Genomic DNA, 15,346 nt, shown 5'->3' with positions numbered 1-15,346 from the left:
CTGCGCCTTCTCCGGCGGAGGCCGAGCGGCATGCTGCGAAAGACCAATACAATTCAGGAGACACGATGGGACGGTTTGAAGGCAAGGTGGCCGTGGTGACCGGCGCTGGCGCCGGCATCGGCAAGGCATGCGCTCTCGCCATCGCGCGCGGGGGCGGCAGAGTGGTGGTGGCCGACATTGATGGCTCGGCGGCCATCGCCTGCACCGCGCAGATCGCGGCCGAAGCAGGCCACGCGCTGCCCATAGGCATGGATATCGCCGATGAGCAGGCGGTGGCAGCGCTGTTCGAGACGGCGGAGCGGCACTTCGGGGGGGTCGACCTGCTGGTGAACAATGCGAGCGCCATGCATCTGACCCCGCGCGACCGCGCGATCCTCGACCTGGACCTAACGGTCTGGGATCAGACCATGGCGACCAATCTGCGCGGCACCCTGCTCTGCTGCCGGCAGGCCATCCCACGGATGATCGCCCGCGGCGGTGGCGCGATCGTCAACATGTCGTCGTGCCAGGGACTCAGCGGTGACACCGCGCAGACGTCCTACGCCGCGTCGAAGGCGGCGATGAACATGCTCTCGGCTTCGCTCGCCACCCAATACGGTCATGCGCAGATCCGCTGCAACGCCGTTGCGCCGGGTCTCGTCATGACCGAGCGTCTCCTCGCCAAGCTGGACGAGTGCATGCAACGGCATCTGCGCCGTCACCAGCTCCTGCAGCGCGTCGGCCGCCCCGAGGACGTGGCCGCGCTCGTGGCGTTCCTGCTCTCCGACGATGCTGCGTTCATCACCGGCCAGGTCGTGTGCATCGATGGCGGCATGCTGGCGCATGTGCCGACATACGCCGACGGTGGCAACAGCTGCGCCGCGCGCCCTGCCGGCGACACCGAATCGGCGGCGGCGGCGCGCTGCTGATCGACATGCTGCTCAACCCGCTCAACCGTCGGCACCGGCTGCGATGCGACATCCCGGTCATGCCTGGCGCTTTCCCCCTGGTCGGGCATCTCCCCGCCATTGTCTGCGACCTGCCGCGCCTGCTCCAGCGCGCAGAACGGACGCTGGGCAGCCACTTCTGGCTGGATTTCGGCCCTGCCGGACACCTGATGACCTGCGTGCATCCGGATGCGTTCGCACTGCTCCGGCACAAGGACGTGTCCTCGGCGCTGATCGAAGAGATCGCGCCCGAATTGCTTGGCGGAACGTTGGTTGCCCAGGACGGCGGCGCGCACCGGCAGGCGCGCGATGCGATCAAGGCGGCGTTCCTGCCCAAGGGGCTGACCCAAGCCGGCATCGGCGACCTGTTCGCGCCCGTCATCCGGGCGCGGGTGCAGGCCTGGCGCGACCGCGGCGAGGCAACCATCCTGCGCGAAACCGGCGACCTGATGCTCAAGCTCATCTTCAGCCTCATGGGAATCCCCGCGCAGGACCTGCCGGGATGGCATCGCAAGTACCGGCAACTGCTGCAGTTGATCGTCGCGCCCCCGGTCGACCTGCCCGGACTGCCGTTGCGGCGCGGCCGCGCCGCCCGCGACTGGATCGACGCGCAGTTGCGCCAGTTCGTCCGCGACGCGCGCGCGCATGCTGCGCGCACCGGGTTGATCAACGACATGGTGAGCGTCTTCGACCGCAGCGACGATGGGCTCTCCGATGACGTCCTGGTCGCCAATATCCGCTTGCTGCTGCTTGCCGGTCACGACACCACTGCCTCGACGATGGCCTGGATGGTGATCGAGCTGGCGCGGCAGCCTGTGCTGTGGGACGCCCTGGTCGAGGAGGCGCAACGCGTGGGCGCGGTGCCGACCCGGCACGCGGACCTGGCGCAGTGTCCGGTCGCCGAGGCGCTGTTCCGCGAGACGCTGCGCCTGCATCCGGCGACCACGCTCCTGCCTCGTCGCGCGCTGCAGGAATTGCAACTCGGCCAACGGCGCATTCCCGCGGGCACCCATCTGTGCATCCCGCTGCTGCATTTCTCGACCTCGGCGCTGCTGCACGAGGCGCCTGATCAGTTCCGCCTGGCGCGGTGGCTGCAACGCACGGAGCCGATCCGGCCGGTGGACATGCTGCAGTTCGGTACCGGCCCACACGTCTGCATCGGCTATCACCTCGTATGGCTGGAAATGGTGCAGTTCTGCATCGCCTTGGCGCTGATCATGCACAAGGCCGGGGTGCGGCCGCGGTTGCTGAGCGGCGTCGAAAAAGGCCGGCGGTATTACCCGACCGCACATCCGTCCATGGCAATCCGCATAGGCTTCTCATGAGCTGGCATCGCATGCCCCGTGTGGCGAGGCAGCGGCGCCGGCGAGGCGCGGCATTGCTGCACTCAGCGCACGCGCTCGGTGCGACGCCGGCAACACCGCTGCGGCTTGGCGCTCGCTGTGGCCATCTCGTGTCAGGTACAAGGACATGAAGAACATGCAGACCGGTTCCACGCTACACGACGACCGAACTGGCGTTTCCGCGCTCGGCGGATTGGGCGCGCAGGCGCGCGGCGCATCCGGCAGGCTGCTGCCGGAGATCTGGATGCAGGACGGCGCAAAGCGGGTCGAACAGGCGCTGGCGCGTCTTCTCTGCGCCGAAGACGACGGTGAGACCGAGCTGATGGCGGCGATGCGCTACGCCACCTTGCATGGCGGGAAGCGCACCCGCGCCTTGCTCTGTCTGGCTGCCGGCGCACTGGCCGACACGCCGGCGCACATGCTCGACGACGTCGGCGCCGCCATCGAGATGATGCACGCCTGTACCCTGGTCCACGACGACCTGCCCGCGATGGACGACGACGTGCTTCGCCGCGGCCTTCCGACCGTGCACGTCAAGTTCGGCGAAGCCACTGCGATCCTGGTCGGCGATGCGCTGCAGGCGCACGCCTTCCTGACCCTGGCGAGCCTGGATGCGCCGGGCGACAACCGTATCGCGCTCGTGCGCGAACTGGCGCAGGCCGTGTCCGCCGAGGGTGCCGCAGGCGGGCAGGCCATGGATCTGTCGCTGGTCGGAAAGCACGCCGAGCTGGACAGGATCGTGGCGATGCACCGGATGAAGAGCGGAGCTCTAGTGCGCGCGTCCGTTCGCATGGGCGCGCTATGCTCCATCGCGGAGGATGCCGCGCACGCTGCGCTTTACTGTGCGCTTGATCGGTACACCGCCTGTTTCGGGCTGGCGTTGCAGGTGATCGACGACATTCTCGACGCCACAGCGGATACCGCGACGCTGGGCAAGACCCCGGGTAAGGACGCGGCGGCGCAGAAGCCGACCTGCGCGTCGATCATGGGGCTGCAGGCAGCGCGCCAGTTCGCGCTGGATTTGTTGCGCGACGCCGGGGAGGCCATCGTCCCGCTGGGGCCGCGTGCGGAACGGTTGGCGCAGATGCTGCAGCGGGCCAACGTGTATCTGTTCGCGCCATACGCATGAGCGCGCCCGTCCGCATGGACTCGCCCCTGTGCTGCTGCGATCGGCCGGCGGGCGGTGCATGCTGCACTGTGTCCGAACCGGCGGCGACGTGCGCGGCGTCTGCCCGATCCTGGTTCTCGTTAGCCCTCTGCAGAAGGAACATCCCGCGTGAACGCGCTGTCCGAACAGATCCTTTCCGAATTGCGCCACCTGCTGAGCGAGATGAGCGACGGCGGCAGCGTCGGTCCGTCCGTCTACGACACGGCGCGAGCTCTGCAGTTCCACGGCAACGTCACCGGTCGGCAGGACGCATACGCGTGGCTCATCGCGCAGCAACAGGCCGATGGCGGATGGGGAAGCGCGGACTTCCCGCTGTTCCGCCATGCGCCCACGTGGGCGGCGTTGCTGGCTTTGCAGCGTGCCGACCCTCTTCCCGGCGCTGCCGACGCAGTCCAGGCTGCAACCCGGTTCCTCGAGCGCCAGCCCGATCCCTACGCGCATGCGGTGCCGGAAGACGCGCCGATCGGCGCGGAGCTGATCCTGCCGCAGTTGTGCGGCGAGGCCGCATCCTTGCAGGGCGGCGTGGCGTTTCCGCGCCACCCGGCGCTGTTGCCGTTGCGGCAAGCGCGCCTGGTCAAGCTGGGGGCGGTGGCGACGTTGCCGAGCGGCCATCCGTTGCTGCACTCCTGGGAAGCCTGGGGGACGTCGCCGACCACCGCATGCCCGGATGACGACGGCAGCATCGGCATCAGTCCGGCGGCCACCGCCGCGTGGCGTGCGCACGCCGTGGCACAGGGGAGCACGCCGCAGGTCGGGCGCGCCGACGCGTATCTGCAGGCGGCATCGCGGGCGACGCGCAGCGGCATCGAAGGTGTCGTTCCCAACGTCTGGCCGATCAATGTGTTCGAGCCATGCTGGTCGCTGTACACCCTGCATCTGGCTGGGCTGTTCGCGCATCCCGCGCTCGCCGAGGCGGTGCAAGTGATCGTCGCAGAGCTCGACACCCGCCTTGGCGTGCGCGGTCTGGGCCCGGCCTTGCACTTCGCGGCCGATGCGGACGACACCGCCGTTGCGTTGTGTGTCCTGCGCCTTGCAGGCCGCGACCCGGCGGTCGATGCGTTGCGCCATTTCGAAATCGGCGAGCTGTTTGTCACCTTCCCCGGCGAGCGCAATGCCTCGGTGTCGACCAACATCCACGCCCTGTATGCGTTGCGAATGTTGGGAAAGCCCGCCGCCGGCACCAGCGCCTACGTCGAGGCCAATCGCAACCCGCACGGTCTATGGGACAACGAAAAATGGCACGTTTCGTGGCTGTATCCCACCGCGCATGCGGTCGCTGCGCTGGCGCAAGGCAAGCCCCAGTGGCGCGACGAGCGCGCGCTGGCGGCACTGCTGCAGGCGCAGCGCGGCGACGGCGGCTGGGGCGCCGGTCGCGCGTCCACATTCGAGGAAACCGCCTATGCGCTGTTCGCGTTGCACGTGTTGGACGGGAGCGAAGAGCCGACAGGGCGCCGGTGCATCGCGCAGGCGGTGGGGCGTGCGCTGGAGTGGATGCTCGCCCGCCATGCGGCGCATGCATTGCCGCAGACGCCGCTGTGGATCGGCAAGGAACTGTATTGCCCCACCCGGGTGGTGCGCGTGGCCGAACTCGCCGGGTTGTGGCTGGCGCTTTGCTGGGGGCGGCGCGTCCTGGCCGAGGGAGCAGGAGCGGCGCCATGATCCAGAACGAACGCGCGCTGCAGCAGGTGCTGGAGTGGGGGCGTTCCCTGACCGGGTTCGCCGACGAGCATGCTGTGGAAGCGGTCAGGGGCGGCCAGTACATCCTGCAGCGCATCCACCCGAGCCTGCGCGACACCAGCGCCCGCACCGGCCGCGATCCGCAGGACGAAACGCTGATCGTGGCGTTCTATCGCGAACTGTCGCTGCTGTTCTGGCTCGACGATTGCAACGACCTTGGCCTGATCGCGCCGGAGCAGCTCGTCGCGGTGGAGCAGGCGCTGGGGCAGGGCGTGCCGTGCGCGCTCCCCGGATTCGAGGGCTGCGCTGTGCTGCGCGCTTCGCTGGCCGCGCTCGCCTACGATCGTCGCGACTATGCTCATCTTCTCGACGATACCCGGTGCTACTGCGCGGCGCTGCGCGCCGGACACGCGCAGGCGGCAGGGGCGGAACGCTGGTCCTACGCCGAGTACCTGCACAACGGTATCGATTCGGTCGCCTACACGAACGTGTTCTGTTGCCTGTCGTTGCTGTGGGGGCTGAACATGGCGACCTTGCGCGCGCGTCCGGCGTTTCGCCAGGTCCTGCGGCTCATCTCCGCGATAGGGCGCCTGCAGAACGATCTGCATGGCCGCGACAAGGACAGGTCGGCCGGCGAGGCCGACAACGCGGCGATCCTGCTGCTGCAGCGCTATCCGGCTATGCCTGTGGTGGAGTTCCTCAACGACGAGCTGGCCGGCCATACGCGCATGCTGCACCGGGTGATGGCGGAAGAACGCTTTCCCGCGCCGTGGGGACCGTTGATCGAGGCCATGGCGGCCATCCGCGCGCAGTACTACCAGACCTCGAACAGCCGCTACCGCAGCGACGCTGGGGGGGAGGCCAGCGTGCGCCGGCCTGAACGCGCGGGAGGCGGCGGCGTGCGCGCGCTGCCGTCGGTCCGATCCGACGCAACGCCGTCGCCCGATGAGACGGATGGAGCGAGCATGAGCGACACCGCCCTGAGCCGGCGCAAGGACGACCATCTGGACATCGTGCTGGATCAGCGAACGGCGCCGGCCACGGTCGCCGCCGGCTGGGAGTACATCCGTTTCGAACACTGCGCATTGCCCGAGTTGGACCTGACGCAGATCGACCTGCGCGCCTCGCTGCTGGGCAAGACCATGCGCGCGCCGCTGCTGGTCAGCTCCATGACCGGCGGCATGCCACGCGCCGAGGCCATCAACCGGCATCTGAGCGAGGCAGCGCAAGCCTTGGGGATCGCCATGTGCGTCGGTTCGCAGCGCGTGAGCCTGCAATCCCGCAACTCCCAGGGGCTGACGCGCACGCTGCGCCGCCTGGCCCCAGACATTCCCTTGCTGGCCAATATCGGCGCCGCGCAACTGCGCGAGGCCGACGGCCTGGACCTGGCGCGCCGGGCGGTGGATGCGCTGGAGGCCGATGGACTCATCGTCCATCTCAATCCGCTGCAGGAAGCGGTACAGCCGGAGGGCGACCGCGACTGGCGCGGCGTCCTGGCGCAGATCGCTCGCGCCGCGCGCAGCGTGGGCGTGCCGATCGTGGCCAAGGAAGTGGGGTCGGGCCTATCCGCCCCGGTGGCCTGTGCGCTCGTCGAGGCGGGCGTGGCGGTGATCGATGTCGCCGGCGCCGGCGGCACCAGTTGGGCCGCGGTGGAGGGCGAGCGCGCCCGCGATGCCGCCGACCGTGCAGTGGCGATGGCGTTCGCCGATTGGGGGATTCCGACCCCGGCCAGCGTGCAGGCGGTACGTCGGGCGCTGCCAAAGGTGAAGCTGATCGCGTCGGGCGGGATCCGCGACGGCGTCGACGTGGCCAAGGCCATCCGCCTGGGCGCGGACATCGCCGGGCAGGCGGCCGGCGTGCTGCGAGCGGCTACGGTATCCACCGAGGCGGTTGTCGCGCATTTCGAGATCGTCATCCGCCAGTTGGCCGTCGCCTGCTTCTGCACCGGCTCGGCTGATCTGGCGGCGTTGCGTCAGGCGCGCTTGTTGCCCTCGGCGCATCTGCCCGCCGGTTGATGCCAGCGTCGCCCGCACGTGGCGGCGGGCGCCTAGTCTTACTGAGTCAGAAAGGATGGAAAGCGCTACCGGGCTGGGCTTCGCCGTCGCCACCACTCTCGCCGAGTCGGCGGTGAACTCAGTCGTCGGGAAACGTATGGTCAAGAAGCAGCAGATGCGCTGGTCACTTCACGGTGCGCATATGCTCGTGCAGCTCCGGGCGGCGGAGATCAACGGCGAACTTCGCAACCGGCTTCGGGCGCCTTTCCGACAGCCAGAACTGAACGGGCCGCCAATAGCCTACGCGCTTTACCGTCTATCTCAGCTGCGCTGTCGATTATGTCCGCAGCCAGGGCATCGATATCCCGCCGAGTTGCTCTCCCAGGTCGCACCGGTCCCTTGGGCTCATATCGCACTCACCGGAGCAATGAGATACCTTTGCGTATCATCGCGCATTGGAATTGATCGTATAGGTATCATGATGGCATCTGAATCGGAAATTCTGCGCGAAATCGGTCGGCTTTTCAGGCAGGCGAGGCTGGCCGCTGCCATGACGCAGGAGCAGGTCGCTGATTTGGCGGGTATATCCCGTCCCCGCTATCGCGACATCGAAAAGGGAGCCGCAGCGGCGCGTGCGACGACGCTCATGAATATCGCTCGCGCACTCGGTCTGGAAATGATGATGGTTCCGCAAGTCATGGTGCCGGCTGTCCAGGCTCTATTGCGTCCGAATGATGATGACGATCGACCCGCTTTTGTTCCTCAACCTGACGATGACGATCATGGCTCCAGTTTTTCGCCCCGCTAAGACGATCCCGTCGCTGGACGTGCTCTTGAACGCACTGAAGGTCGGCACAATCGTTAGGACGCCGGGCGATTTCAATGCATTCAACTTCGATGAGGCCTACCGCGCGACGGGCGGCTTTCCGGTTTTCAGCCTGTCGTTCCGGGCAGCGACGGGAGGATTGCGGAAAGATCCGAAGCCTCTGGCGGGCGCCTTGCCCGCTTTCTTCGCGAACCTACTGCCGGAGGAGAAATTGCGCGAGGCGATGGAAAAGCACCACGAAGGCATTGTCCGGCCAGGCAATGATTTCGATCTTTTAGCGGCGCTGGGCGCCGATCTGCCGGGAGCCGTACGGGCGTTGCCCAGTGACGGCGCGATAGCGGTTTCGCAGGATGCTTCAAAAGATAAGCCCAAGGCACGGTTCTCACTTGCCGGCGTGCAGATGAAGCTGTCGGTCATGAAGAACACTGGAAAAGGCGGTGGCCTTACCTTGCCGATGGACGACGAGCAGGGCCGGTACATCGCCAAGTTCCCTTCGGCGGCGTTTCCGGGCGTTTCCGAGAACGAATTCGCCAACCTGGCGCTGGCTGCAGCGATCGGCATGGAGGTTCCTGAATGCGAACTGGTCGAGAAGTCCGATTTTGAGGGCGTTCCCGAAGAATTCAACACGCTGTAGGAGGGCAAGGTCCTTCTTGTCAAACGCTTCGATCGCGGCGCCGATGGCGAGAGGATACACATCGAGGATTTCGCTCAGGTCTTCGGTGTCTATCCCTCGCGCAAAAATGAGGGGGCCGCTTATCACGACATAGCCTTGGCCCTTGGCGTAGCCGTCTCGCCTACGGCGGCTCTCGAATTCGTCCGCCTTCTGGTGTTGACGGTCATCACCGGCCATGGCGACATGCACCTGAAGAACTGGTCTTTGATTTATCCCGGCAACGGCGACAAGCCGGTGCTTGCACCAATCTACGACGTTCTGTCGACCGTGCCATATATTCCCGCCGACGCCATGGCGCTTTCGCTTGGAGGGGAGCGCTCGTTCAAGGCGCTAGCAGCACCGCGATGGAAAGCATTCGCGAACCGTGCAAGGCTTCCGGAGCCGGCAGTCCTGAAGGCAGTGGTCGAGACCGTCGAACTCGTCAACGAGCACTGGTGGCATCTGCCTGAGCGCGACGTTGTCGCGGCGAAAGTGCTCGAGCGGATCGACGAACATGTGAAGGCGATGACGCCGATACTGAACTCCTGCGCCGATAAGTGAGCCGAGCCTCTTGGGTTGATGATATTGCGGATGATCGCCCGCAGCCCCGAATTGCTGGCGGTGGCTCGCAGGTATGCCAGCGTGGCGCAAGATTCCGCGCAGTGTCGATGAGGGCACGCGAGACCAAGCACGTCAGCTCGCCGGAACAGGAGAGTTCGCAGCATCCCGCAAAAACGCAAGAGGGTCGAGATGCTGTTCGCCCACCTCAACACAACGATGCGGTCCGAACGAATGCGTGACTGAGGATCGCGATCCGACGCTTTGTGTCGCCATTGTCGGGTCCGCTACACGGCTTGTTCCGACGATCCTTTCTGCGGCTTCAAGCTAAATACCTGAAAAACAACCACAAAATTATTCTTCGATTCGACGAGCCAAATTGGCACGAGTCTTGAAACCTTGGGTGCGAGGCGGCGACAGCTGCCCGACCGGCATTCGTGTCGCGGCAGCCGCGATGAATGGAACGAAGGAAGGAAAGCTACATGTCAGGTTTGCGTCAGATCGCCTTTTACGGCAAGGGCGGCATCGGCAAGTCCACCACCTCCCAAAATACCCTCGCCGCCCTTGTCGACCTCGGGCAGAGAATCCTCATCGTCGGCTGCGACCCCAAAGCCGACTCCACCCGCCTGATCCTGAACGCGAAGGCGCAGGATACGGTCCTGCACCTCGCGGCAGAGGAAGGTTCGGTGGAAGACCTCGAACTCCAGGATGTGCTCAAGGTCGGCTACAAAGGCATCAAATGCGTGGAGTCGGGCGGCCCCGAGCCGGGTGTCGGCTGCGCCGGTCGCGGCGTGATCACCTCGATCAACTTCCTCGAGGAGAACGGCGCCTATGACGATGTCGACTATGTCTCCTACGACGTGCTCGGGGATGTAGTGTGCGGCGGTTTCGCGATGCCGATCCGCGAGAACAAGGCTCAGGAAATCTACATCGTCATGTCCGGCGAGATGATGGCGCTCTATGCCGCCAACAACATTGCCAAGGGTATCCTGAAATACGCTCATTCGGGTGGCGTGCGGCTCGGCGGCCTGATCTGCAACGAGCGCCAAACCGACCGCGAGCTCGACCTCGCCGAAGCGCTGGCTTCCAGGCTCAATTCCAAGCTCATCCACTTCGTGCCGCGCGACAACATCGTCCAGCACGCCGAGCTCAGGAAGATGTCTGTGATCCAGTATGCGCCGGACTCCAAGCAGGCCGGGGAATACAGGGCGCTGGCCGAGAAGATCCATAACAATTCGGGCCAGGGCACCATCCCCACCCCGATCACCATGGAGGAGCTCGAGGACATGCTGCTCGACTTCGGCATCATGAAGACGGACGAGCAGATGCTTGCCGAGCTTCAGGTCAAGGAAGCGGCCAAGGCGGCCGCACAGTAACGACCGCTGCCGAACGAGGCGCGGCCTTGACCTGCCGCGCCTTTCAAAGAACGGCGCCTCGTTGGTGAGGCGTCACCCTAACCTTGAAAGGGGTCCCATGAGCCTGGAATACGAGAATGACGGCGCCCTCCATGCGAAGCTTATCGAGGAGGTGCTGTCGCAATATCCTGACAAGGCGGCGAAGCGTCGCAAAAAGCACCTCAGCGTCGCAAAGAGCGGCGACGAGGCTGGCGAGGAAAGCGAGGTCCTTTCCGAATGCGAGGTCAAATCGAACATCAAGTCCATCCCCGGAGTGATGACGATTCGCGGTTGCGCCTATGCCGGCTCGAAAGGCGTGGTGTGGGGTCCAGTCAAGGATATGGTCCATATCTCGCACGGCCCGGTCGGCTGCGGGCAATATTCCTGGTCGCAACGCCGCAACTACTACGTCGGCACGACCGGCATCGACACGTTCGTCACGATGCAGTTCACCTCCGATTTCCAGGAGAAGGACATTGTTTTTGGTGGCGACAAGAAGCTGGAACGGATCATCGACGAGATCGAGGAACTGTTTCCGCTGAACAAGGGCATGAGTGTGCAATCCGAATGCCCGATCGGTCTGATTGGCGACGACACCGAAGCGGTGTCCCGCAACAAGGCCAAGGAGCACGAAAAGACGATTGTGCCGGTACGCTGCGAGGGCTTCCGCGGCGTCTCGCAATCGCTCGGCCACCACATCGCCAACGACGCGATCCGCGACTGGGTGTTCGAGAAGAAGGACGTCCAGTTCGAGGCCGGCCCGTACGATGTCAATGTGATCGGCGACTACAATATCGGGGGCGACGCCTGGGCTTCGCGCATCCTGCTCGAGGAGATGGGCCTGCGCGTGGTCGGCAACTGGTCGGGCGACGCTACGCTGGCCGAAATAGAGCGAGCGCCGAAGGCCAAGCTCAATCTCATCCATTGCTACAGGTCGATGAACTACATCTGCCGGCATATGGAGGAAAAGTATGGCATCGCCTGGATGGAGTACAATTTCTTCGGCCCCTCCCAGACTGAAGCCTCTCTGCGCAAGATAGCCAAGCATTTCGGGCCGGAAATCGAGGCTAAGGCCGAGGCGGTCATCGCCAAATACCGGCCCCTGGTCGATGCGGTCATAGCCAAGTACCGGCCGCGCCTCGAAGGCAGGACGGTGATGCTCTATGTCGGCGGGCTGCGCCCCCGTCACGTTGTCACGGCATATGAGGACCTGGGCATGGTTATTGTCGGCACTGGCTACGAATTTGGCCACAACGACGATTATCAGCGCACCGGCCATTACGTGAAGAAGGGCACGCTGATCTATGACGACGTGACTGGTTACGAGCTGGAGAAGTTCATCGAGGGGATCCGTCCTGATCTCGTGGGCTCCGGCATCAAAGAGAAGTACCCGGTCCAGAAGATGGGCATACCGTTCCGTCAAATGCATTCCTGGGATTATTCCGGCCCGTATCACGGCTACGACGGCTTCGCCATCTTCGCCCGCGACATGGATCTGGCCATCAACAACCCGGTCTGGGGCCTCTACGACGCTCCCTGGAAGAAAAAAGCCGAGCCGTCGGCGGCGATCGCAGCCGAATGAAAAACCTGGCCTCCCGGAAGCCGGGAGGCCGTTGAACGCCTGTGGCCCTTTGTCCGCGGGAGACCTGAAACGTTTCGACGTCCCTGTGCCGCCGTATGGCGCGGCCAGATGGAGAAGAGGTAACCACCCATGCCGCAGTCGGCTGAAAAAGTTCTCGACCACGCGCCCCTGTTCCGCGAGCCGGAATACAGGCAGATGCTCGCCGAGAAGAGGCTGAATTTCGAATGTCCTCACCCGGACCAGGTCGTTACCGACCAAGGCGAATTCACCAAGACGTGGGAATACCGCGAAAAGAACCTCGCTCGCGAAGCGCTTGTCGTGAACCCCGCCAAAGCCTGCCAGCCGCTCGGCGCGGTGTTCGCGGCCGCCGGTTTCGAGCGAACCATGTCCTTCGTCCACGGCAGCCAGGGCTGCGTGGCCTACTACCGCTCGCACCTGTCGCGCCATTTCAAGGAGCCTGCTTCGGCAGTTTCCTCCTCGATGACCGAGGACGCGGCAGTGTTCGGTGGCCTGAAGAACATGGTCGACGGGCTCGCCAACACGTACCAACTCTACGACCCGAAGATGATCGCCGTCTCGACCACTTGTATGGCGGAGGTCATTGGCGACGACCTGCACAGCTTTATCGAGAACGCCAAGGACGAAGGCTCGGTCCCGCGCGACTTCGACGTGCCCTTCGCCCACACGCCGGCCTTCGTCGGCAGCCATGTCGACGGCTATGACGTCGCGGTCAAGGGCATTTTGGAGCATTTCTGGAAAGGCGAGGAGCGAACGGAAGCCGAGAGAACCATCAACATCATTCCGGGTTTCGACGGCTTCTGTGTTGGCAACAACCGGGAACTCAAGCGCCTGCTCGATCTGATAGGCGTTTCCTATACCTTCATCCAAGACGCCTCTGACCAGTTCGACACGCCGTCGGACGGCGAATACCGCATGTACGACGGCGGCACGAAGATCGAAGACGTGAGGAAGGCACTCAATGCCGAGGCGACACTTTCGCTACAGCATTACAACACCCGAAAAACACTGGAGTATTGCGAGGGGGTAGGGCAGGCGACTGCCTCGTTCCATTACCCGCTCGGAGTCCAGGCGACCGACGACTTCCTGATGGAGGTCTCCGCGATTTCCGGCAAGCAAATCCCCGAGGCAATCCGCCTGGAGCGCGGCCGACTTGTTGACGCCATGGCGGACAGCCAATCCTGGCTGCACGGTAAGAAATATGCCATCTACGGCGATCCGGACTTTGTCTACGCCATGGCCCGCTTCATCATGGAGACGGGCGGCGAGCCGACCCATTGCCTCGCCACCAACGGCACCTCGGCATGGGAAGCGGAGTTGAAGGAACTGCTTGCATCATCGCCCTTCGGCAAGGACGCTCAAGTCTGGGCGGGCAAGGACCTCTGGGCCATGCGCTCGCTGCTCTTCACCGAGCCGGTGGACCTGCTGATCGGCAACTCCTATGGCAAGTATCTGGAGCGCGACACCGGCACGCCGCTGATCCGGCTGACGTTTCCGATCTTCGACCGGCACCATCACCATCGCTTTGCGCTCATGGGCTACCAAGGCGGGTTGCGCGTCCTGACGACGATCCTCGACAAGATCTTCGACAAGCTCGATCGCGAGACAAGCGAGACGGGCGTGACGGACTATTCGTATGACCTCACCCGCTAAGGGTGGCGGCCGGCTCTTCGGTGAGGCCGCTCGTCTTCCCGAAGGGACTTCGGAGACCAACGCAATGTCCTCGCTCAGAGCCAAAATCCAGGATGTCTTCAACGAGCCTGCCTGCGAGCAGAACCGCGGCAAGGATGCCAAGGCGCGCAAGGAGGGCTGTTCGAAGCCACTGACCCCCGGGGCGGCGGCCGGCGGCTGTGCCTTCGATGGCGCCAAGATCGTGCTGCAGCCGATCACCGACGTCGCGCACCTGATCCATGCGCCGCTCGCCTGCGAGGGCAATTCCTGGGACAACCGCGGTGCGGCTTCGTCCGGGCCAACGCTGTGGCGCACGAGCTTCACGACCGATCTCACCGAACTCGACCTGGTGATGGGGCGGGGCGAGCGGAAGCTCTTCAAAGCGATCCGCGAGATCAAGGAAGCGTATGGGCCGCCGGCTATCTTCGTCTATCCGACCTGCGTGACGGCGCTGATCGGCGACGACATCGAGGCCGTCTGCAAGCGCGCGGCGGAAAAGTTCAGCCTACCGGTGGTGCCGGTCAATGCGCCAGGCTTCGTCGGCTCCAAGAATCTCGGCAACAAGCTTGCCGGCGAGGCGTTGCTCGAGCATGTCATCGGCACGGTAGAACCGGACGACGCCGGACCCTATGACATCAACATTCTTGGCGAATTCAACCTCTCCGGTGAATTCTGGCTGGTGAAACCGCTCCTTGACCGGCTCGGGATCCGGGTGCGGGCCTGCATTCCGGGTGACGCGCGTTACCTCGACATTGCTTCCGCGCACCGCGCGCGGGCGGCTATGATGGTGTGCTCGACCGCGCTCATCAATCTCGCCCGCAAGATGGACCAGCGGTGGGACATCCCCTTTTTCGAGGGCTCCTTTTACGGCATCACCGACACCTCGGAAGCGCTCCGACAAATCTCTCGGCTGCTCGTGAACAAGGGTGCCGATCCGGAGATCCTCGGCCGCACCGAGGCATTGATTGCAGAGGAGGAGGCGATCGCTTGGAAGAAGCTCGCGGCCTACCGGCCCAGGCTCAAAGGCAAGCGCGTGCTGCTCAACACCGGCGGTGTGAAGTCCTGGTCGGTCGTCCATGCGCTGATGGAGATCGGCATCGAGATCGTCGGCACCTCTGTCAAGAAGTCGACCGTCGAAGACAAGCAGCGCATCAAGCAGATCCTCAAGGACGACAACCACATATTCGAGCAGATGGCAGCGCGCGAGCTTTACGCCATGCTCTCAGAACACAAGGCCGATATCATGCTGTCGGGCGGGCGCACGCAGTTCATCGCGCTGAAGGCCAAGACACCCTGGCTCGATATCAACCAGGAGCGCCAACATCCTTACGCCGGCTATGACGGCATGGTGGAACTCGTACGCCAGATCGACCTCGCCATTCATAACCCGATCTGGTGCCAGGTGCGGGAGCCGGCACCATGGGATTGCCAGCCTGCGGTGAGGGAGGAACTGCCGCGCACAAAGAGCGAGACCGCGACTGTCCAGGCTTTCAAGAAATTCGCCGGCACGATGGCCGACGAACTCGGCGAGTGTTGA

The 15,346-nt window shown here is 64.5% G+C and carries 10 protein-coding genes and 3 pseudogenes; all 13 read left to right on the top strand.

Going from position 1 to position 15,346, the window contains the following annotated elements; translation table 11 throughout:
* Window positions 1–65 precede the first annotated feature (65 nt).
* The 13 genes and pseudogenes from NKH50_RS11575 (at window position 66) to nifE (ending at window position 15,346) form a co-directional block, all read left to right on the top strand.
* Window positions 66–908, top strand: a complete 843-nt coding sequence (locus tag NKH50_RS11575) for an SDR family oxidoreductase (RefSeq protein WP_352798338.1) — start codon at window positions 66–68, stop codon at window positions 906–908.
* Window positions 908–2,251, top strand: a complete 1,344-nt coding sequence (locus NKH50_RS11570; RefSeq protein ID WP_352879119.1) for a cytochrome P450 — start codon at window positions 908–910, stop codon at window positions 2,249–2,251. The genes NKH50_RS11575 and NKH50_RS11570 overlap by 1 nt, the downstream gene beginning before the upstream one ends.
* 154 nt (window positions 2,252–2,405) lie before the next feature.
* Window positions 2,406–3,398 (top strand): polyprenyl synthetase family protein, encoded by a 993-nt coding sequence (locus NKH50_RS11565; protein ID WP_352879117.1) that lies wholly within the window; start codon window positions 2,406–2,408, stop codon window positions 3,396–3,398.
* 147 nt (window positions 3,399–3,545) lie between these two features.
* Window positions 3,546–5,096: a hypothetical protein gene (locus NKH50_RS11560; protein ID WP_352878781.1), complete on the top strand. Its 1,551-nt coding sequence runs from the start codon at window positions 3,546–3,548 to the stop codon at window positions 5,094–5,096.
* A pseudogene (locus NKH50_RS11555) lies at window positions 5,093–5,994 on the top strand (terpene synthase family protein). Before NKH50_RS11560 ends, NKH50_RS11555 begins: the two are co-directional and overlap by 4 nt.
* Window positions 5,995–6,079: 85 nt before the next feature.
* Window positions 6,080–7,129 carry a type 2 isopentenyl-diphosphate Delta-isomerase gene (gene fni, locus NKH50_RS11550; RefSeq protein ID WP_352646372.1) on the top strand — a complete coding sequence of 350 codons (1,050 nt, stop codon included), beginning with the start codon at window positions 6,080–6,082 and terminating at the stop codon, window positions 7,127–7,129.
* 57 nt (window positions 7,130–7,186) lie between these two features.
* Window positions 7,187–7,364: pseudogene (locus tag NKH50_RS28990) on the top strand (ISKra4-like element ISMet1 family transposase); the annotation flags it as partial.
* A 225-nt stretch (window positions 7,365–7,589) separates the two neighbouring features.
* A complete protein-coding gene (locus tag NKH50_RS11545) occupies window positions 7,590–7,916 on the top strand; it encodes a helix-turn-helix domain-containing protein (RefSeq protein ID WP_352879115.1) in 327 nt (108 codons plus the stop codon).
* A pseudogene (locus NKH50_RS11540) lies at window positions 7,891–9,147 on the top strand (type II toxin-antitoxin system HipA family toxin). Before NKH50_RS11545 ends, NKH50_RS11540 begins: the two are co-directional and overlap by 26 nt.
* A gap of 479 nt (window positions 9,148–9,626) precedes the next feature.
* Window positions 9,627–10,520, top strand: a complete 894-nt coding sequence (gene nifH, locus NKH50_RS11535; protein ID WP_352571098.1) for a nitrogenase iron protein — start codon at window positions 9,627–9,629, stop codon at window positions 10,518–10,520.
* A 97-nt stretch (window positions 10,521–10,617) separates the two neighbouring features.
* Window positions 10,618–12,120 carry a nitrogenase molybdenum-iron protein alpha chain gene (gene nifD / locus NKH50_RS11530; RefSeq protein WP_352878778.1) on the top strand — a complete coding sequence of 501 codons (1,503 nt, stop codon included), beginning with the start codon at window positions 10,618–10,620 and terminating at the stop codon, window positions 12,118–12,120.
* Between the two features lie 129 nt (window positions 12,121–12,249).
* Entirely contained in the window at window positions 12,250–13,791 is a 1,542-nt protein-coding gene (gene nifK / locus NKH50_RS11525; protein WP_352878775.1) for a nitrogenase molybdenum-iron protein subunit beta, read from the top strand.
* A gap of 64 nt (window positions 13,792–13,855) precedes the next feature.
* Complete coding sequence (gene nifE, locus NKH50_RS11520; RefSeq protein WP_352879112.1) at window positions 13,856–15,346, top strand: nitrogenase iron-molybdenum cofactor biosynthesis protein NifE; 1,491 nt, start codon at window positions 13,856–13,858, stop codon at window positions 15,344–15,346.

Source organism: Mesorhizobium sp. M1027 (assembly GCF_040318745.1).
Taxonomy (GTDB): Bacteria; Pseudomonadota; Alphaproteobacteria; order Rhizobiales; family Rhizobiaceae; genus Mesorhizobium.
This window is presented reverse-complemented; position numbering and strand designations above follow the sequence as displayed.